This window comes from Streptomyces sp. NPDC085927 (assembly GCF_044540975.1).
Lineage (GTDB): Bacteria > Actinomycetota > Actinomycetes > Streptomycetales > Streptomycetaceae > Streptomyces > Streptomyces hirsutus.
Window position 1 is genome coordinate 231,150 of record NZ_JBITSN010000002.1, and the last position, 17,729, is coordinate 248,878.

At 69.6% G+C, this 17,729-nt stretch carries 18 protein-coding genes and 1 tRNA gene; 9 read left to right on the forward strand and 10 right to left on the reverse strand.

Going from position 1 to position 17,729, the window contains the following annotated elements:
- Positions 1-13 precede the first annotated feature (13 nt).
- The 4 genes from ACIF80_RS05970 to ACIF80_RS05985 all read right to left on the reverse strand — a co-directional run bounded on the left by ACIF80_RS05970 (position 14) and on the right by ACIF80_RS05985 (position 3,509).
- Positions 14-685, reverse strand: coding sequence for a RadC family protein (locus ACIF80_RS05970; RefSeq protein WP_399799900.1), 672 nt, complete (start codon positions 683-685; stop codon positions 14-16).
- A 14-nt stretch (positions 686-699) separates the two neighbouring features.
- Positions 700-2,382: a DUF262 domain-containing protein gene (locus tag ACIF80_RS05975; protein ID WP_399799903.1), complete on the reverse strand. Its 1,683-nt coding sequence runs from the start codon at positions 2,380-2,382 to the stop codon at positions 700-702.
- Between the two features lie 121 nt (positions 2,383-2,503).
- The gene (locus ACIF80_RS05980) at positions 2,504-2,701 is read right to left on the reverse strand and encodes a DUF397 domain-containing protein (RefSeq protein WP_399799905.1); all 198 of its coding nucleotides are present in this window, start codon (positions 2,699-2,701) and stop codon (positions 2,504-2,506) included.
- The gene (locus ACIF80_RS05985; protein ID WP_399799907.1) at positions 2,661-3,509 is read right to left on the reverse strand and encodes a helix-turn-helix domain-containing protein; all 849 of its coding nucleotides are present in this window, start codon (positions 3,507-3,509) and stop codon (positions 2,661-2,663) included. The genes ACIF80_RS05980 and ACIF80_RS05985 overlap by 41 nt, the downstream gene beginning before the upstream one ends.
- A 107-nt stretch (positions 3,510-3,616) precedes the next feature.
- Between ACIF80_RS05985 and ACIF80_RS05990 the strand changes: the two genes are divergently transcribed.
- Together ACIF80_RS05990 and ACIF80_RS05995 are read left to right on the forward strand one after the other, a co-directional pair.
- Positions 3,617-4,048 carry an ATP-binding protein gene (locus ACIF80_RS05990; protein ID WP_399799910.1) on the forward strand — a complete coding sequence of 144 codons (432 nt, stop codon included), beginning with the start codon at positions 3,617-3,619 and terminating at the stop codon, positions 4,046-4,048.
- Between the two features lie 9 nt (positions 4,049-4,057).
- Entirely contained in the window at positions 4,058-4,687 is a 630-nt protein-coding gene (locus tag ACIF80_RS05995) for a TetR/AcrR family transcriptional regulator (protein ID WP_399799912.1), read from the forward strand.
- Between the two features lie 12 nt (positions 4,688-4,699).
- Here the strand turns inward: ACIF80_RS05995 and ACIF80_RS06000 are convergent, their stop codons facing one another.
- On the reverse strand, positions 4,700-5,737 hold the full coding sequence (locus ACIF80_RS06000; RefSeq protein ID WP_399799915.1) for an SMP-30/gluconolactonase/LRE family protein: 1,038 nt from the start codon (positions 5,735-5,737) through the stop codon (positions 4,700-4,702).
- Between the two features lie 212 nt (positions 5,738-5,949).
- Between ACIF80_RS06000 and ACIF80_RS06005 the strand changes: the two genes are divergently transcribed.
- A complete protein-coding gene (locus ACIF80_RS06005; RefSeq protein ID WP_399799918.1) occupies positions 5,950-7,776 on the forward strand; it encodes a flavin-containing monooxygenase in 1,827 nt (608 codons plus the stop codon).
- A gap of 188 nt (positions 7,777-7,964) precedes the next feature.
- Here ACIF80_RS06005 and ACIF80_RS06010 read toward each other — a convergent pair whose 3' ends face one another.
- Positions 7,965-9,038, reverse strand: a complete 1,074-nt coding sequence (locus ACIF80_RS06010; protein WP_399799921.1) for a zinc-binding dehydrogenase — start codon at positions 9,036-9,038, stop codon at positions 7,965-7,967.
- 75 nt (positions 9,039-9,113) lie between these two features.
- Here ACIF80_RS06010 and ACIF80_RS06015 point away from each other — a divergent pair, with 75 nt between their 5' ends.
- Together ACIF80_RS06015 and ACIF80_RS06020 are read left to right on the forward strand one after the other, a co-directional pair.
- On the forward strand, positions 9,114-9,689 hold the full coding sequence (locus tag ACIF80_RS06015; RefSeq protein ID WP_399799924.1) for a TetR/AcrR family transcriptional regulator: 576 nt from the start codon (positions 9,114-9,116) through the stop codon (positions 9,687-9,689).
- Positions 9,690-10,296: 607 nt separating this feature from the next.
- The gene (locus ACIF80_RS06020) at positions 10,297-10,611 is read left to right on the forward strand and encodes a helix-turn-helix domain-containing protein (RefSeq protein ID WP_399799927.1); all 315 of its coding nucleotides are present in this window, start codon (positions 10,297-10,299) and stop codon (positions 10,609-10,611) included.
- Positions 10,612-10,619: 8 nt separating this feature from the next.
- On the opposite strand, the gene ACIF80_RS06025 is transcribed toward ACIF80_RS06020, so the two are convergent.
- Entirely contained in the window at positions 10,620-12,224 is a 1,605-nt protein-coding gene (locus tag ACIF80_RS06025) for a long-chain-fatty-acid--CoA ligase (protein ID WP_399801189.1), read from the reverse strand.
- Positions 12,225-12,921: 697 nt separating this feature from the next.
- Here ACIF80_RS06025 and ACIF80_RS06030 point away from each other — a divergent pair.
- Positions 12,922-13,476, forward strand: a complete 555-nt coding sequence (locus ACIF80_RS06030) for a flavin reductase family protein (RefSeq protein ID WP_399799929.1) — start codon at positions 12,922-12,924, stop codon at positions 13,474-13,476.
- A gap of 199 nt (positions 13,477-13,675) precedes the next feature.
- A complete protein-coding gene (gene serS, locus ACIF80_RS06035) occupies positions 13,676-14,953 on the forward strand; it encodes a serine--tRNA ligase (RefSeq protein WP_399799933.1) in 1,278 nt (425 codons plus the stop codon).
- 141 nt (positions 14,954-15,094) lie between these two features.
- On the opposite strand, the gene ACIF80_RS06040 is transcribed toward serS, so the two are convergent.
- Complete coding sequence (locus ACIF80_RS06040) at positions 15,095-15,265, reverse strand: hypothetical protein (RefSeq protein ID WP_399799936.1); 171 nt, start codon at positions 15,263-15,265, stop codon at positions 15,095-15,097.
- Positions 15,266-15,323: 58 nt separating this feature from the next.
- Positions 15,324-16,319, reverse strand: coding sequence for a DUF2156 domain-containing protein (locus ACIF80_RS06045; protein ID WP_399799938.1), 996 nt, complete (start codon positions 16,317-16,319; stop codon positions 15,324-15,326).
- A 174-nt stretch (positions 16,320-16,493) separates the two neighbouring features.
- On the opposite strand from ACIF80_RS06045, the gene ACIF80_RS06050 reads away from it, so the two are divergent.
- Positions 16,494-16,585: transfer RNA gene (locus ACIF80_RS06050), tRNA-OTHER, on the forward strand.
- Between the two features lie 91 nt (positions 16,586-16,676).
- Here the strand turns inward: ACIF80_RS06050 and ACIF80_RS06055 are convergent.
- Complete coding sequence (locus ACIF80_RS06055) at positions 16,677-17,234, reverse strand: carboxymuconolactone decarboxylase family protein (protein ID WP_399799941.1); 558 nt, start codon at positions 17,232-17,234, stop codon at positions 16,677-16,679.
- 227 nt (positions 17,235-17,461) lie between these two features.
- Between ACIF80_RS06055 and ACIF80_RS06060 the strand changes: the two genes are divergently transcribed.
- On the forward strand, positions 17,462-17,707 hold the full coding sequence (locus ACIF80_RS06060) for an acyl carrier protein (RefSeq protein ID WP_399799944.1): 246 nt from the start codon (positions 17,462-17,464) through the stop codon (positions 17,705-17,707).
- The last annotated feature ends 22 nt before the right edge of the window (positions 17,708-17,729 follow it).

Here is a 17,729-nt window from a genome sequence, read left to right on the forward strand (position 1 = left end):
CCAGAGACACGCTTCACTCGGGTGGCACCCGCCGCCACCCCCCGTCCGTGACCACCACGTGGTCCAGGAAGCGCAGGCCGACCGCCGCAGCACCCGCAGCCAGGCGGGTCGTTGCACGGCGGTCGGCCTCGCTGGGGTCGGTGCAACCCGTGGGGTGGTTGTGGGCCACGCCGAAGGATGTGCCGCCCGCCGCGAGGACCAGGGCCAGGACATCGCGGACCGGGATCAGACTGCGGTCCGTCGCGCCCTCCGTGAGGACGGCCGTGCGCAGGACCGAGCCCGACCCGTCGCAGACGACCACGACGACGCGTTCGTGCCGCAGGCCGTGGAGGAGGGGAGCCGCGATCATCGCTAAGTCGGCTGATCCACGCACCCGTTGCCGGGCCGAAGGCGACGGTGGCGCGGCCCGGCGGCCCAACTGGAACGCCGCAGCGACCCGTGCTGCCTTCGCCGGGCCGATTCCGGGCAGGCCGGCCGCCAGCTCGTGCGCGGGGAGCCGGGACAGTGCGTACAGGCCGCCGTGCCGGTGGATCAGTTGCCCGGCCAGTTCCACCGCGTCCTGGCCGGGGACTCCCGCGCCCAGCAGCAACGCGAGCAGTTCACGGTCGGACAACGCCTCCGCGCCCCGCGCCAACAGCCGTTCGCGCGGCCGGTCCCGGGCCGGAACGTCCCGCATGCGCACCATTGCCCCGCACCTCCTCAGTCCACCGAGTCCCGGTCGAGGGGCTCTGAGTTGGCAACTACCGGCGGGTCGGACTCCAGGTCGGGCGAAGGAGCGGACGCGTCTCCGTCTCCGCTGCTTCCCGCCGCCGAGCCGATGAGCTCCATGAGTCGGCGGTGCAGCGTCTCCGACCGGGCCCGCAGGAAAGCGTCGTAGTCGTCACGCAGCGCGGCCTGGTAGGCGTCCTCCTCGATCAGGCAGGTGCGCAGGCGCTCCCGCAGGACGTCCTCGCCGTGCCAGTCGGCCAGGTCCTTGAGGTAGGCGGAGGGGTGGCGGTCGGAAATCCAGTTGTTGGTGATCGCGCTGAGCATGATCAGGTTGCCGCAGACGTTGTCCCTCCCTGCCTTCACTCCTTCCTTCTTCAGGTACGCACGCGGGAAGAAGTGGTGGAACTGCTTCCCGTTCTGCCAGGACAGCGCGTCGGCCACGTCGATGACGAGGCCCGTGTTCAGGTCGACCGGCTTCTCGTACGACATCAGCAGCACCAGAAGCTTGCTGGGGGCGTTCTGCCGGGAGAACTGCGCACGCTGCCAGAGGAGGGCTCGGGGAAGCGCGGCTGCCGTCTCCACCTCCGTCGAGCGCCCCGCCGCGAACTCGGTGACGGCCGACAGGTCCGGCGCCATCTGGGCCCCCCGCCACCCCTTGAAGTACTCGCTGCTCGCCGTCAGCCAGAACCATCGCGTCACGGCCTCGTACTGGGCCGCGGTCGGCTTGGGCAGCTGCCTGAACAGCTCGACCAGGACGGCGAACTGGTTGTAGTAGGGCAGCGCTTCGGCCTGCGGTGTGCGGATCTCGGTGGAGAGGAAGTCCACGGCTCGTGCAGCAGCCTTTCCCGCATCGGCGACAGCGTCCTGGAGCTGCTGACGGCTGAGGCCGCGCAGCTGGTGGATGGACTTGGTGGAGAAGCCGAAGCCCGCCGCCGCCGAGATCGTCCGCAGCATGGTCTTGGCGTCGACCCGGCCGTACTTCTTGGCGTCGAGCACCTGGAGAAGCTGCTCGATCTCGTCCTTGAGGTCGAAGTCCTTCGACCAGGTACCGGCCCGGATCAGGTCGACGATGTCCATGGACGTGCCCGTGCTGTTGATCCGCTCGAAGATCCGGGCCGAGTCCTCCTCGGAGACATCGAGCAGTGTCACCATCGGCACCTGGTAGTGCGCGAACTGCTCGCTCAGCGCCTGGGCGCGGCGCTGAAGCTCGCTGCTCGGGTTGTCCCGTTGGATCCACGTGAGGATCGCGCCGACCGAGGTGAGGTCCCGGACCGGAAGGATGTGCGGCCCGGTCGGGGCGTCCTCCGTGAGGTGCAGGAACTCCTCGCGCTCCAGGTCGTACGCGATTTCCCATATCGCCCCGGAACCGTGCAGCGCGCCGACGAGGCTGGCTAGCCGCTGTTGCCCGTCGAGGACGTAGTGCACCGGGGCGCCCTCGTGCTGGGGCACGGTGTCCAGGCCCGCGATCTCATGTCCGCTGGCCAGCTTGGCCGTCGTACGCCACATGAGAAGGCTGCCGATGGGGTAGTTCCGGCGCACCGAGTCGAGCAGGTACAGGATCTGCTGCGGGGTCCAGACGAACGCCCGCTGGAACTTGGGTAAAACGATGTCGCCCGACAGAACCCGTGAAGCGAGTGAGGTGATGGGTGCGATCGTGGGCTCGGGCGCGCGCACCCGAGCCGCAGACGTCGACGACGTTCCCACCGCATGTCCCCCTACCTGACGACCTCCGCCGCACGAGCGGCCACGCAGTCGAGAGTAGGGGGAGGCACTGACAGTCGAGCAGGTCTGTGGATTACCGCAGTCCGTCGACGAACGCCTGCCAGGCGCTGGCGCCGACGGTGACGACCGGGCCGGACGGGTTCTTGCTGTCGCGGACGGGGACGGAGCCGGTGCGGCAGGTGGCGGCGACCTCGACGCAGTCGCCGCCGGTGTTGCCGCTGTGGCTGGACTTACGCCACGGGTTGTTCCTCGGGCTGGGGGCGGTCTCCATAGCGGTCCTCCATCAGGCGGGCGATCAGTTCCGCCGAGTCCTCCACGGAGAGGGCAGCGGCCTGCACGCGAGCGTAACGGAGCGCGGCCTCTTTGATGGTTTCGGAGTTGGCCGTCATGTGGCCGGAGATGACGTCCTCTGTGTAGACCACATCCAAATCTTCTTCGAAGCGGAGGAAGTTGAACGAGCCAGCGAGGCTGGCGTGTTCGCCAGCCTTGTTCGGCAACACCTGCACATGCACCCATCGATGACCGGTGAACCTCAACAAGTGAGCCAGTTGGCGTCGCATGACACCAGTGCCGCCGATCGGCCGGTGTAGCACCGCCTCATCCAGAACCACCCAGACCAGCGGCGGCTGTTCTCGTTCCAGGATGCGCTGGCGTTCCATCCGGGCGGTTACTAGACCTTCCAGATCATCCGGTGCTCCGGTGGCGAGCACCGCCCGCGCATACTCCTCCGTCTGCAACAGCCCGTAGACCACCTGCGCCTGGTACGTCGAGATGTACGCCGCCTTCGCCTCCATCTCCGCGTACGGCTGGAACCAGGTGGGCAGTTGGCTGCGCAGTACCAGGCCGATCAGGCGGGAGAACAAGCCGTCCGTGCCGAGGGCCGCGTCCACCCGTTCGGAGAAGTCGCGGGTGGGGACCTTTTTCGTGGTCTCGATCTGACAGATCAGCGAGCCCGTGCAGAAGATGATCTCGCCGAGCTGGCCCTGCTTGAGACCGTGGGCCTCGCGCTGGCGGCGCAGTTCCCAGCCGTAGTAGTCGAGGGGGGACGCCGTGGGGTCGAGCGTCTGGATGTTGGCCACGGTGGTGCCTCCGGCCTGAAACGCCTCTCGGCGTTGATTTCCTTGCGTAGTCGAGCGTATGTGCTGCGTTGCAATCTGGTGGTGTGAATCACGCAACTGGTCCGCATATGACGGACTTCGAGACGCACTATCGGGCCGAGTTCGCGTTGGGTGAGCACTCGGTCCGGCATCTGCGCCGCATCCTGCGGCTCTATCTCAAGGGTTCGGGTCTGCTGGAGGTGGCCGATGCGGCCGAACTCGCGGTGTCGGAAATCCTCGCCAACGTCATCCGGCACGTGCCCGACCGTCGTTGCGGCATCTGCTTCCTTCTGTTGCCGGGCGCGGTGAGGGTGGAGGTCTCCGACAGGTGCCCGCGACTGCCGGTGCCGGCGGGCCGGGACGTGCTGGCCGAGGGCGGGCGAGGGCTTCTGCTCGTCGAGGCGGTGACCGACCGGTGGGGTGTGACGTCGTCTCCGACCGGTGGTGGCAAGACCGTGTGGTTCGAATGCGACGTCAAGCCTGCACCTGTCCGCGATGGTGGCGGGCGGGCGTTGTCGTAGCCTTCCGGGATGACGCAGCATCCCGCGCCGGACCGGCGGCGGCCCGCGAACCCCGCGAACGAAGAGCGGCGGCCCGCCAACCACGGGCCGAAGGCCGCCGCCCGCAACCGTGCCGCGCTGGTCGTCGCCGCCCGGGAGATCTACGCGGAGCACGGCCTGGACGCCCCGCTGTCCGCGATCGCCCGCCGCGCCGGCGTCGGGCAGGGCGTCCTGTACCGGCACTTCCCCGACCGGGCCGCCGTGACGACCGCGGTCCTGGAGGAGAACGTCCGCCAGGTCGAGCAGGCGGCCGCGGCCGAGGACGCGACCCTCGCCGGTGTGCTCGGTGTCCTCACCTGGCATCTGAAGGAGTCGGCCGCGTTCATCGGCCTCCTGCACGCCGACGGATCGGACCGTCACTCCGGCGTCCGCGCGCACGCCCTGGCCCTGTCCCGGCGGGTCGAACGCGCCCTGCGCGCCCACCTGCCCGACGACGACGGCGGCCATCGGCCGGCCGCGGCGGACGACCTCATGCTCGCCGTCGCCATGGTCTCCGGCGCCGTCACCGGCCCTTCCCGCGAGGAACGGGAGCGCAGGGCGCTGGCGGCCTGGCGGCTCCTCGGCGTCGAGGTGGGGCCGGTGCGGCCCTACTCGGGGTGAAGCCGGTCGCCGTCAGCCGCCGTTGGACTGCCGGGTGCCCTTCGCCAGCGCGTCGAAGGTGTACAGGTACCCGCCCGCGGGCCCGCTGACGGTCATGTACGCCTTGGTCCCGCCGGGCGTGATCGCCACGTTCGTCGCCGACTCCAGGCCCCCGGCGGCGCGCGCGGGCACCTCGACCGTCGCCAGGCGCTCACCGTGCCGGTCGTACACGACCATCGCGGGCCGGCCGTGCAGCGCCTGGTAGAGGTTGCCGTCCGCGTCCACGGCGATCGAGTCGGTCGTCGCGATCCCGCCGTCGACCCGGATGGCGGTGTGCCGGGCGGTGACCCCGCCCTTGGCGCCGACGGGGAGGTACGAGATCCGGTTCTCCGTCAGCTCGCTGAACCACAGCCCGCGGTACTCCGCGTCGAACGAGATCCCGTTCGTCGCGGCGAGGCCGTCGGCCAGCACGGTGGCCTCCTCGCCGTCGCGGTCGATCCGCACCACCCGGCCGAGCGCCTTGCCCTCGGTCAGACCGCGCGAGTCGCTGACGTACAGGTTGCCGTCCTGGTCGAAGGCGATGTCGTCGGGGTTCATCGGCGCCCCGTCGACCTCACCGGAGAAGAAGGTCCGCAGGTCGCTGTCGTCCGGGTCGTCCGGGTTCAGGCTCACGACCTCGCCGTGCGCGAAGTCGGTCAGGTAGAGCCGTCCGTCGTACGGGCTGAACTGCGCCGAGGTGTACGCCCCGCGCCCGTCGGTGTGCACCGCCCGCTTCGTCTTCTTCCGGACGTCGACGCGCATCACCTTGGGCTCGCCCTCGGGCGCGGTGACGTCGACGACGAACAGAGAGCCGTCCGCACCGAAGGTCGGCCCCTCCAGCAGCGTCATCCCGGTCTGCTCGTGCACCTCCGTCAACTGCATCACCTGCTGCGCGCGAATGCTCCGGCCGCCCGTGCCGGGAGCACCGGCGGTCTGCTCACCGGCGTCACCCGTCTGCGTACCGCATCCGGTGAGGGCGAGGGAACCGATGGCGGCGAGCACGGCGAGGGAACGGAGGGGAAGTCGTCGCATGGGGGGTCACTCTTCCTGTCGGCTGTGTGGGGGGTGGGGGGAGTGGGGTCGAGGGTGCCGGCGGCAGTGAGGCGGAGACGGGCCGGTACGCGCCACCGCGCGTCCGAAATCCAACCGGACAGTGCTGTCCGGTAGTTGTTACCGTAGCGGAGCCGACGACCGCACAGGTCGGCGCGGCCGGAACAACAGAGGATTGAGGCAGGTCCCCCCACATGACGATCCCTCACATGCCGCCCTACCAGGCTCCGTCCCGCGAGGAGCTGGACGCGCTGAGGCAGCGCTACCGCTCCGAGCGCGAGCGACGCGTACGCCCGGACGGCGCCGCCCAGTACCAGGCCCCCGAAGCCGAGTTCGGCTACTACGCCGCCGACCCCTACGCCGGTGAGGTCGTCGAGCGCGAGCCGCTGCACGACACCGTCGACGTCGCCGTGGTCGGCGGCGGATTCGGCGGCATCCTCGCCGGAGCGCGGATGCGGCAGCAGGGCGTGGAGTCCGTCCGCGTCGTCGAGACGGGCGGCGACTTCGGGGGCACCTGGTACTGGAACCGGTACCCGGGCATCCACTGCGACATCGAGTCGCACGTGTACCTGCCGATGCTCGACGAGACCGGATACGTCCCGGAGTGGAAGTACGCCCCCGGCGAGGAGATCCGCCGCCACGCCGTGCGCATCGCCCAGCAGTTCGGCCTCTACGAGAACGCCCTGTTCTCCACCTCGGTCACCTCGCTGACCTGGGACGAGGCCAGTGAGACATGGCTCGTGACCACCGACCGCGGCGACGCGTTCCGGGCTACGTACGTCGTCACCTCCACCGGCACCCTGTCCACGCCGAAGCTCCCCGGGATCCCCGGCATCCAGGACTTCAAGGGCCACACCTTCCACACCTCGCGGTGGGACTACGCCTACACCGGCGGCACCCCGGACGGCGGCATGACCGGCCTCGCGGACAAGCGGGTGGGCGTCGTCGGCACCGGCGCCACCGGCATCCAGGCCATCCCGATGCTGGCCGAGGACGCCGCGCACGTCTACGTCTTCCAGCGCACCCCCTCCACCGTGGACGTCCGCGCCAACCGCCGCACCACCGCCCAGGACGTCGGCGCCGACCGCGAGGGCTGGGCGCGCGAGCGCCGCGAGAACTACCTCCGCATCGTCTCGGGCGAACCGGTCGGCCAGGACCTCGTCGCCGACCGCTGGACCGAGTCCGCCGGCCTCCTGGAGAAGCTCCTGCCGAGTTTCCGCCGCCAGGACGACCGGGAGGCCTTCGAAGCGGCCTACGAGGCGGCCGACGCCGCCAAGATGAACGAACTCCGCACCCGCGTCGAGCGGACCGTCACCGATCCGGACACGGCGGAGAAGCTCAAGCCCTGGTACCGGTACGCCTGCAAGCGCCCCACCTTCTCCGACAAGTACTACCAGGCCTTCAACCGCGACAACGTCACTCTGGTCGACACCGCCGACACCCACGGCATCGAGCGCGTCACCGAGAACGGCGTGGTGGTCGGCGACACGACGTACGACCTGGACTGCCTGATCTTCGCCACGGGTTTCTCCGTCGGGACGTCGGGCGTCCTCTCCGGCAAGCTCCCGGTGCACGGCCGGGGCGGCACCCAGCTCCTGCACGCCTGGGCGCAGCAGGGCCCGCGCACCCTGCACGGCTTCACCAGCAACGGCTTCCCGAACCTGATCCAGATGGGGTCCCTGCAGAACGCCAGCAGCGTCAACTTCACCCACGTCCTGGACGAACAGGCCGTCCACGCCGCCGCCCTCGTCGCCGCCGCCGAAGCCAAGGGCGCGCTCGTCGAACCGCCCCGCGAGATCGAGGACGCCTGGCTCGCCGTCCTGGCGAAGGACGCCCCCGACCACGAGTGGTTCCACGCCGAGTGCACCCCCGGCTACTACAACCTGGAAGGACGGGGCCGCCCCAACGGCCCCACCGCCTACCCCCACGGCGCCCACGCCTTCCACCGACTCCTCGAGCAGTGGCGCGAGGACTCGATCGACGACATCCTCCGGCCGAGGATGCCTGCCCGGGAGCGGTGAGCGGGCGGAGGTGAGGGCATCACCGGCGCGGATTTTGTGAACACATCGAGCCCGACTGCGTACCGGGTGCTCAGGTGAGCGCCGGCCGGCCGGGACCCGCGCCGGTGATCACGACAGCGACGCAGTGACCGGCAAGCACGGCGAGCGGCGAGGCCGCGCGCTGGGCCGTCAGGGCCGGGACGGCAGGCTCAGTCAGTCGCGCGGCCCACGACCTGGGGGCGCATGACGATCTTTCCCACGTGATCCCTGCGGGCGAGCTCCTCCTGCGCCCGAGCGGCCTGGTCCAGGGGGAACGTCGCGGCGACGACGGGCTGGATCTCGGCCCGGCGAGCCAAACCCATCAGGAGGTCGAAGTGCGTGGGCGTGTGCATCGAGGAGCCGATCACCTGCGCGTTGTGCAGATAGAGCCGGCGCACGTCAAAGGTCACGTCGTACCCGCCGAGTGCACCGGCGACGACCCACCGGCCACCTTCGCGCAGCAGTGGCAACCCCTCACCCACCAGGTCCCCGGCGACGACGTCGAGTGCGACGTCGACGCCCCCCGGGGCGACAGCGCGGATCTGCTCGGCGACGTCTCGTGCGCGGTCGACGACTTCGTGGGCGCCCGCCTCGCGCACTGAACCGATCTTGGATCCGCTACTGATGGCGATTACCCTCGCGCCGCGCGCACGGGCGATCTGCACCAGCGCGATGCCGACACCGCCGGACGCTCCCGAGACCAGGACGGTCTCCCCCTCCCGCAGCCGGCCCCGCTCGATCATGCCCAGAGCCGTGCCGTAGGCGGTCGGCAACGTCGCGAGCTGATCGTCCGTGAGGGGGGATTCCGTCACGTCATGCACACGCTCCGCCGACGCGGTCACGTACTCGGCGTAACCGCCGTCGCGTTCGCTCCCCATCAGGCCCACCGGGTTCGCGTCCGGCCCTTCGCTGTCGTAGATCGCCGGGTCGACGACCACTCGGCGACCGACGAGGTTCTCGTCCACATCGGCGCCGACTGCCACGACCCGGCCGGCCACGTCGGCGCCCTGGATGCGCGGGAAGTCGATCGGGCCCCGCCATCCCGACAGCGCCTCCGGGTCTCCCGGACGGCCGTAGGCACCCTCCCGGGTCCACAGGTCGGTGTTGTTCAGCGCTACGGCGCTGACCCGGACCAGCACCTCTCCTGCCTGCGGGGCGGGCACGGCCACCTCCGTCAGCTCAAGGACCTCCGGCCCTCCGTGCTCTGCGATCCGCACCGCGCGCATGGTCTCGGACACACCCATCACTCAGACCTCCTCATGGGTATACCGATCTGTAAACTTTTGGCCACGGTACACCGATCGGTAAAGAGGCGTCCGATGCAGGAAGCGCAGCCCATGACACCGGCGGGCCGCCGCATCGTGGCGGCTGCCGAGGAGCTGTTCTACAACCGCGGGATCACGGCGGTCGGCGTGGATCTGATCGCTGAGCACTCGGGCGTGACCAAGCGGACCCTGTACAACCGGTTCGGTTCGAAGGACCACCTCGTGGCGATCTACCTCGCGGAACGCGACCGGCGCTGGCAGTCACTCGTCCGGGCCGCCGTCGATGCCTGCGACGACCCCGTCGAGGCCGTCACCGCGCCCTTCCGCGCGCTGCGGACCTGGAGCGAGACCAACCTCCGCGGATGCGCGTTCATCAACGCGCTGGCCGAACTCCCGGACCCCTCGCACCCCGCGTACCGCATCGCCGCGAACCAGAAGCTCTGGCTGCGGAACCTGTTCGAGGAACTCGCCACCGCGGCGGGCTGCTCGAAGCCCGCCACCCTCGCCACCCGGCTCCTCGTGCTGCACGAGGGCACTCTCGCCACGCAGCCGCTCCCGCTCGACACCCTTTCGGAAAGCACCGACCTGGCACGAGCCCTCGTCCGAGCCGGCGCACCACCGCGCCGATGAGCGGCGCCGAGCGATTCGCGCCGATCCGCACCCCTGTGACCCTTGTCCGTGAAGCGCTTGATGCGTGCTTCGGCTGAAGCGCCGATGACGTGGGGGCGCGTGCTCCGGTGAATCTCCACGAGTGCCGGAGGATTGCCGGGGAGTATTCATCGTCCCCAATGGCGTACCGAGTGGCTCAACGACCTTTCGGGTGCCCCGATCGCCGAGCGATGGATCCGGGCTCGGACGGCCAGGTGGGAAAGGGCTCACCTTCGCCGTGGCGGAGGTTTTCGCCTTCGATCAAGGTGGGGGCGCTGTGGGAAGTCTGGTGTTCACGGAATTCGTGATACGAGGTTGGCAGATCGGATCGGCTGACGTTCGAACTGATGTCTGAGGTGGGTGCCGGAGTGACGCATGACCGGGACGTGCGAAACATGCTGGCCGGCGCGAGCCGGTTCCCGGCTTCGCCATGACCGCGTTGATCGCGGCGGACTCGGTCGGGTAGTCGTCACGGACCTCGGCGACCATGCGCACCACGCGCTTGCGCATCTCAGGGGGGAGGAGGAAGGACGTGCCACGGCTCTGATCCGTACATGGAACTGGGTCTCCATTCGAACCGGAACGGTTCATGCGCGACGCCCTGGCATGCGTCCATGCGCGACCGGAACACCCCTGGACCACACAGACCCGGGCCGCCGCGACGAGCGTCTCCCGGGCGACGCTGTCCAGACACTTCCGCTCCGCCTTCGGGCAGACGTCGGCCGCGTACGTGACACCACAGTGGCGCATGGACCTGGCGTCCGTCCGGCTCCGCGATACGGATGAGCCGGGCGAGTGGACAGCCGGTGCGGTCGGATACGGCTCGCCGCACACCTTCAGCCGTGCCTCCCGGCGTGCCCGAGGCATCGCCCCGGGCGAGTACCGTTCTCGACTTCGCGGGTGATCGCAGGGTCAGCGGGTGTCCTCCGGGGTGGTGGCGTCGATCCGTGCTGTGAGTTCCTCGCGCACCGACCGGCGCAGTATCTTGCCCGAGGGATTGCGGGGCAGCGCGTCCACGAAGTGGTACGCGGCAGGAGTCTTGTAGTCGGCCAGTCGGCCGCGCAGGGACAATAGGAGTTCGCGCGGAGAGGCGGTCGAGCCGGGACGCAGGACGACGCAGGCGTGCACGGCCTCGCCCCAGCGCGGGTGGGGCAGTCCCACGACGGCGGAGTCCTGGACGGTCGGATGGGCGGCGAGCGCCTTCTCGACCTCGGCCGGATAGATGTTCTGCCCGGCGACGATGATCGTGTCGTTCATCCGGTCGCACAGATGGAGATAGCCGTCGTCGTCGAAGTAGCCGGCGTCGCCCATGTGCAGCCACTCGCCGATCAGGGTCCGGTCGGTGGCCTCCGGCAGGTTCCAGTAGCCGAGCATCCGCGAGGGTGTGCGGACGCAGACCTCACCGATACCTCCGGGCGGCAGTTCGGCGCCGTCCGGGCCGATCACCTTCACCTCGTTGCCCGGGCACGGTCTGCCCACCGAGCGCAGCAGCGCGGCATCACCGCGGTGGTGGTCCTCCGGAGGCAGGCACACGGCGACACTGCCGGTCTCGGTGCTGGCGTAGATCTGGGCGAACTCGCAGGTGAACATCTCCATGCACTGCTTCAGCAGCGCTTCGGACATCGGGGCGGCACCGTACGCGATCTTGCGCAGGGAGGTGAACGCCTCGGGGGTCGCGCTCCGTTCGCCCAGCATGGCCTGGAGCATGGCCGGTGCAGCGAAGGTGGTGGTGACCCGGTGGACACGGATCAGCCGGACCGCCTCCTGCGGGTCGAACTGCGGCATGACCACGTTGGTGCCGCCGGCGTTGAAGGTGTGCATGAACCACCCGATGCCGGCGATGCCGAAGCCGGGCAGCGAGACGAGCGCGACATCCTCGGGCAGCCAGTCGATCCAGTCGACCCCGTGCTCACGCATCGCGTGCGGCAGGGTGAAGAAGCTGCGGTGTGCGAGCACCGTTCCCTTGGGCAGCCCGGTGGTGCCGCTCGTGTAGATCTGCACGGCGGGGTCGTCGGGCCCGGTCCCCGGGTCCAGGTCGGCGTCGGGGTGTCCGGCGGCCCAGGAGCGGAGCCCGGCGCCCCGCTCCGGCGTGGCGGTGCCGTCCCTGTCCACGCTTACGATCGCGCGAAGTCCCGTCAGCCGGCCGAGGGCCTCGTCGGCGGTCTCCCGGAATCCGGCGCCGACGAAGAGGAGGGCCACCTCGGAGTCCCGGAGGATGTGGTTGATCTCGGGCGGGGTGAGCCGCCAGTTGACCGGTACCAGGACTGCCCCGATCTTCACACAGGCGAGGATCACCAGGTAGTAGTACTCGGACTCCTGACCGAGATAGGCGACTCGGTCTCCTCGCCGCACCCCGGCGGCGCGCAGCGCCCGCGCCGCCCGGTTGCTTTCACAGTGCAGCGTGGCGTAGTCGGTGCTCCGGCCGTCGCAGACGATCGCCGGATGGTGCGGACGGATGCCGGCGTGCTCGCGGGAGGTGTGGTGGAGTGTCCAGCTTCCCGTTTCTGTCTTTGGAATGGGTCCTGTCCTTCGTCTGTGGGGGCCGCAGACGGCGGCACGCCAATGGGGGAGACCAAGAGGCCTTTCCCGGGGACGCCTCGGCGGCGCCGGGATCTGAGGTGAGAGGGGCCTGCGGGTTCGGTGAGCGGTCGGCGGTGCGGCGCACTCGCGCGGGTGGATCCACCGGTGATGAAAGCAGTGCCTGCTGACGGTCGGCTGACGTTTCATGGAGCCGTGGCCGGTCAGGCGGGTGTCAGGGGAGAGTCAGTTCCGGCTGCCACGATCGGTTCGACTCGACGAGGGTCTCGCCCTCTGCACAGATGATCACGGATTCGACTGGTTCCCCCCGAGGAGTTCACGACGGGCTCCTCGGACGGATGCACCACGACTTCCCCCACGGAGTTGCGCAGCGGGATGCCTGGTGCGACGGCACGGGCCGCCTCCTGACCTCCACTCGCACGACTGCCGGACCCGGACCGCCGAACGGGTCTCCGCCGGCCGCCTCCCCCTCCTGAACGCGGCGGGGCCGGGCAGCGGCAGGCACGGGGTGTCGTCCAGGCCGGCCGCGCAGTTTCGGGCGCCCCGACGGGGGCGCCGTACCGCTCCATCTCATTGAATCCCCGGGAGCTGATTGATTTATGGACCACGAAACCCCCACCGGGACACCGCACGGCCTCGCACAGCACCGCGCCGATCAGTGGCGGAGGGACGTGCGATGAGCACCGCAGCCGCCGTACGCGACGCCCGCGGGCCGGTGCGTCAGGACCCCGCGGAACGCCGGCGGGGCATGTACCACCTGGCGTCCCCGGTGTCGGTGCTGACGGTCGCCACCGAGGAGAGGATGCACGGCACCACGGCGAGCACGGTGACCCTGGTGTCCCGCCATCCCCTGCTGGTGGGGGTGGTGCTGCGGACCGGATCGTCCTTCGCGCGGCTCACCGCCCGCGAGGGCCGCTACGCGATCACCGTGCTCGGCGCCGAACAGGCCGACGTGGCACGCTGGTTCGCCGACAGCGGCCGCCCCGGGGGCAGCGAGCAGTTCGACGGACTGCGATGGCAGCCGGACTCGTACGCGAACGCCCCGCTGCTTGCGGGGGGAATCGCCCATTACAGCTGCCGTTTCCACTCCAAAGTGGCGGTCGGAGAGGGCGAGTTGCTGCTCGGCTACGTCGTCCGTGCCAGGACCGCCGACGGACCTCCGCTGCTCAGCTACGCGGGTGATCTGTACGCCGGTCACCTGAAGCCGGCGCGGGTGGAGCCCTTGCTCTGAAGCGGCCCGGGCCGGGGGCGCCGTTCCCGGCCCCTGTCCGGCGCGGTGGCCCCGGCCCGGCCCAGTCGCCTGTCACCGGCCCGTGCGGCCGCGTACGCCCGGGTGCGCCCGGGCGTCGCGCGTACCCCCGTGCCCACCATGCCCCACGCCCGTACGCCAACGGCGTGCCCGCTACTTCGCGCTCATCCCAGGAGATCTCGTGCATGACCCCAACGAGCTGCTCGCTCAAGGGCCGGCGGCCGTGGAGCGGTTGGCCCGCCGCCGGTACGTCCTTGATCCGGCGGTACTGGAGAAGGCGACGCGTGCCCGCGCCGAGACCCAGGCCGAAGTGACCCGGCTGAGGACCGAACTGAACGCCATCTCGCGTGCCCGCGGGCGCACGGGGCCGCCCTCGGAGGCGGAGAAGGAGACCGCCCGGGCCCTGCGGGCCGATGTCCAGCAGGCGGAGGCCGCCGCTCGGACGGTGGCGGCCGAGCTCCACGAGATGCTGCTCGGCATTCCCAATATTCCTCTGGACGCGGTTCCTTCGGGCAGCAGCGAGAAAGAGGCGGTGGAGGTGCGCCGGGGTGGGCCACCGCCGCGCGAGACCGGCGCCCGCCACCACACCGACATCGGCGAGTCCCTGAACATCCTGGACGCGCAGGCTGCGGCAGGCCTGTCCGGTGCTCGCTTCAGCGTCGGCCGCGGTGCCGGCGCCCGGCTGGAACGGGCCCTGGCCGACTTCTTCCTCGACATGCACACGTCGGAGCACGGCTACACCGAGTACTCCGTGCCCTATCTCGTCAGCCGTGACACGATGACGGGGACGGGGCAACTCCCCAAGTTCGAGCAGGACCTGTTCCGCACCCGGGTCGGTGACCGGGAGATGTTCTTGATACCCACCGCGGAGGTGCCGCTCACCAATCTGCTGGCCGGCCGGATCCTGGACACCCGAGACCTGCCGTACGCCTTCACCGCTTGCACCCCGTGCTTCCGCGCGGAGGCGGGCGCGTACGGGCAGGACACACGGGGGATTCTGCGGCTGCACCAGTTCGAGAAGGTCGAACTGGTGCGGATCTGTGCCCTCGATGACGCGCAGGAACAACTGGACCTCATGGTCGGTCACGCGGAGGAGTGCCTGCGTCGCCTCGAACTCTCCTACCGGGTGATGCTGTTGCCTGCGGGAGACCTCGGCTTCTCGGCCCGGATGACGTACGACATCGAGGTGTGGCTGCCGGGCAGCGGCACCTTCCGCGAGGTCTCCTCGGTCTCCGACTGCGGCACCTTCCAAGGGCGCCGCGCCGACATCCGCCACAACGGGAAGGGCGGTCGCAAGAACCCGGTCGCCACACTCAACGGCTCGGCGCTGCCGATCGGCCGTACCGTCGCCGCCCTGCTGGAGCAGGGAGTGCGGGAGGACGGCTCGGTGCGCATCCCCGAGGCCCTCGTCCCCTACACCGGGTTCCGCGAGATCACCCCGGAGGAGGCGACGCGGTAGGCCGGTCACTGGGAGAGGCGACGCGGGACGGCCGGTCGGCGGGGAAGCGTGCGGTGCCGGTCGCCGGAGGACGTGAGGGAGGGCGGGGCCCGGGAGGACATCCGGGCCCCGCCCTCCCTCACGTCCCCGTGAGGCGGATGCTCAGGGGACGGCGGGCAGGGTCTCGCTCAGGCGGGTGTCGAGTGCCTGGACGACCAGGTCGGCGGACTTCGCCACGTCCTCGTCGTCGGGGGCCCCGATGATGGCCATCAGCTTCTCGACCATGGCGTGCTGGAGGGTCTCGGTCGTGGTGTTCCCGTCGCTGTCACTCACTGCTCTCGGCTCCTCGTCCGGGGGGATCGTACGGGCGGTCACGTTCGGTGAAGCGGCGTCAGAAAGCTTTGCACGCACGGAAGATGTGAGCGAAGGAGGAGAGCGAGGCGCGCGGGCCGTCGAAGGCGACGTACTCCGGGATCACCGTGTCCGGCGCCCACTTCTGCTTGTACGCGAGCTGCGTCTGCGCCGGGTAGAGAGCCGCCCCCTCCGCCCACAGGGCGTGCATCAGCCACTGGAACGCCGGGCTGTGGGAGTCGAGTTCGTGACGGGGGTCCAGACCGGTGAAGGGAGTGAAACCGAAGTGCAGCCACCGCACCCCCTCGGAGCGGAACACCTCGATCGCATGTGCGTTGACGGCTTCCATCAGCCCGGGCGAGCCTCCCGGGATCCGCCGGCTCAGATCGTGCATCCAGCCCGCCCGTTCGCCGTAGACGGGCGAGTACGAGATGTACGCGACCGGGGCACCGTCGATGGTGCCGGTGAACAGCCTGCGCAGCGGTTGCACCGCGCCACCGATCTCACCGACCAGGAACTCCAGTTGGCCGGCTCCGTCCTTGCCGCCCAGCCACGCCTTGTCGATCGTCGCGAGTTGGTCCGGCCGGTCCGCGGCAACGACCTCCTTGATCACCAGGCCGTTGCGGTGCGCCCGCGAGATCTTGTTGCGCAGCTGCATGAAACGGGTGCCGCGCAGACTGAAGTCCTCCAGGGCCACGGCCCAGGACGCGCCGATCTGATTGACGGTGAATCCGTGCCGGGCGTACCGCTCGGCGTCGGCGCGCTGGAGCTGGACACCGACGAGACTCAGACCCTCCTCCTCCATCTGCCGGCGAAAGGAGGCGAGCAGGGGGTCGTATGCCTCGTCGGCCGCGAACGGGCCGCCGAACTGGACCGCGTGACGGCCGGTGCGGCGATAGACGATCACGCCGTCCAGGCCGGGCGCGGTGAATGTACTGTTTCCGCTGTTGAGCGCAAGGAAGGCGCTTGGATTCTCGCTTCCGGTATGTGAACGGACGGCTCTCAGAAGCAGATCGTCCGTGGTGGCGGTAGTCATTTTTGTTCTCCCTCCGGAATCGCCATGGTTCTGCGAGTAAAACACCGGAGGATCGTCCGGCGGAAGACCGGAAAAGAAGTCCCGAAGGACGTCAGGAGCATGTCAGGGATCTGTCAGTTGCTTCCGTCATCGTTGTTCTTGTGACCGGCGGACGGATACGGAAACCGGAAACATGGAGAGGTGCCCGGAGTGGCTTATCGGGAGCCTGGAGCTGGTCTTCAGGCGGGGCTTTACGGCCTGCGCAGGTTCGAATCCTGCCCTCTCCGCCCTTGACGGGGCCACGTGCCCGCCTCCCGGGACCGAGTTCCGGGGAGCGGGCACTTTCGTGCGCCGGGACGGGTGGGCGGCCGCGCGGCCTCAGCCCGCCCGCATGAGCCTCGCCATGCGCAGGACGTCCTCGCCCTCGGGCGCGTCGATCTCCACGTCCACCACGGTGCACACCCGCGCCACCAGGAAGTAGAACCCGACCAGGATCAGGGTCTCCACCAGTTGCTCATCGTCGTAGTGGAGGCTCGCGCCCGCATAGACCGCGTCGCTGACCTGCGGACTGTCCGCAGCCGCAGCGGCGAACCGGAGGAGCCCTCGCTGGGCGGGGCTGAAGGCGGCCGCGTCGTGGTCGCCGCGGCGCAGCGCGGCCCGCTGCTCATCGGTGACGCCGGCGGCCCGGGACAGCGGGACGTGCTGGGCCCACTCGTACTCGGACTCGTAGCGCATCGCGCAGGTCAGGATGACCAGTTCCCGGTCGACCGGGCCGAGGCCCCCCGCGGCCAGGAGCGCCGCGGCGACCCGGGCGATCGGCTCCACCGCGTTCGGTGCGTGAGCGAGGACCTTGAACAGATTGATGATGCGTCCCTCGTCGAGAGAGCGCAGGGGTTCGGGAAGTGCCTCGGGGCCTAGGCAGGGAATGCGCTGCATCGTGGGTGCTCCTCAAGATCGAATGCGTCGGTGGTACGGAAAGAAAGTACATCGCGTCGACCGCGCCGGTAAACGGGCTGAGTTCGGGACCGGGTGCGGGCGTGTGCTTGTCAGTGATGTGTCATCGGCATATCAGGGGTCATTGTTTGTATGAGGCGCATGGTGTTCATCCGAAGGTCGGAGGAAAAGTGTCTCGGCCGGTTCCTGTTATGAGTGAATTGGTGCTCATGCCTGCACATGAGCGTCGGGAGATAATCGAGGACCTGGTGGTCAGGGAACTCAAGTCCGTACTTTTCATGGCGGACGAGGATGAATTGCCGCTGGAGTCCGGATTCTTCGATCTGGGACTCACCTCGCTGAAGATGAGCGAGGTGAAGGCGACGCTGGAGCAGAAGCTCGCGTGCGAGATCCAGACGACCGTGCTCTTCCGCCGGCCGACCCCCGAGCAGCTGATCGACCATCTGACGGACTGAGGCGACCGCCCGATCCCGGCTG

Bases quoted from the DNA above. Each gene is read 5' to 3' on its own strand.
- ACIF80_RS05995 (WP_399799912.1), top strand. From the start codon at position 4,058: ATGACGCAGCATCCCGCGCCGGACCGGCGGCGGCCCGCGAACCCCGCG.
- ACIF80_RS06020 (WP_399799927.1), top strand. From the start codon at position 10,297: ATGCGCGACGCCCTGGCATGCGTCCATGCGCGACCGGAACACCCCTGG.
- ACIF80_RS06015 (WP_399799924.1), top strand. From the start codon at position 9,114: ATGCAGGAAGCGCAGCCCATGACACCGGCGGGCCGCCGCATCGTGGCG.
- ACIF80_RS06030 (WP_399799929.1), top strand. From the start codon at position 12,922: ATGAGCACCGCAGCCGCCGTACGCGACGCCCGCGGGCCGGTGCGTCAG.
- ACIF80_RS05970 (WP_399799900.1), bottom strand. From the start codon at position 685: ATGGTGCGCATGCGGGACGTTCCGGCCCGGGACCGGCCGCGCGAACGG.
- ACIF80_RS06055 (WP_399799941.1), bottom strand. From the start codon at position 17,234: ATGCAGCGCATTCCCTGCCTAGGCCCCGAGGCACTTCCCGAACCCCTG.
- ACIF80_RS05980 (WP_399799905.1), bottom strand. From the start codon at position 2,701: ATGGAGACCGCCCCCAGCCCGAGGAACAACCCGTGGCGTAAGTCCAGC.
- ACIF80_RS05990 (WP_399799910.1), top strand. From the start codon at position 3,617: ATGACGGACTTCGAGACGCACTATCGGGCCGAGTTCGCGTTGGGTGAG.
- ACIF80_RS06005 (WP_399799918.1), top strand. From the start codon at position 5,950: ATGACGATCCCTCACATGCCGCCCTACCAGGCTCCGTCCCGCGAGGAG.
- ACIF80_RS06060 (WP_399799944.1), top strand. From the start codon at position 17,462: ATGCCTGCACATGAGCGTCGGGAGATAATCGAGGACCTGGTGGTCAGG.
- ACIF80_RS06000 (WP_399799915.1), bottom strand. From the start codon at position 5,737: ATGCGACGACTTCCCCTCCGTTCCCTCGCCGTGCTCGCCGCCATCGGT.
- ACIF80_RS06045 (WP_399799938.1), bottom strand. From the start codon at position 16,319: ATGACTACCGCCACCACGGACGATCTGCTTCTGAGAGCCGTCCGTTCA.
- ACIF80_RS06010 (WP_399799921.1), bottom strand. From the start codon at position 9,038: ATGGGTGTGTCCGAGACCATGCGCGCGGTGCGGATCGCAGAGCACGGA.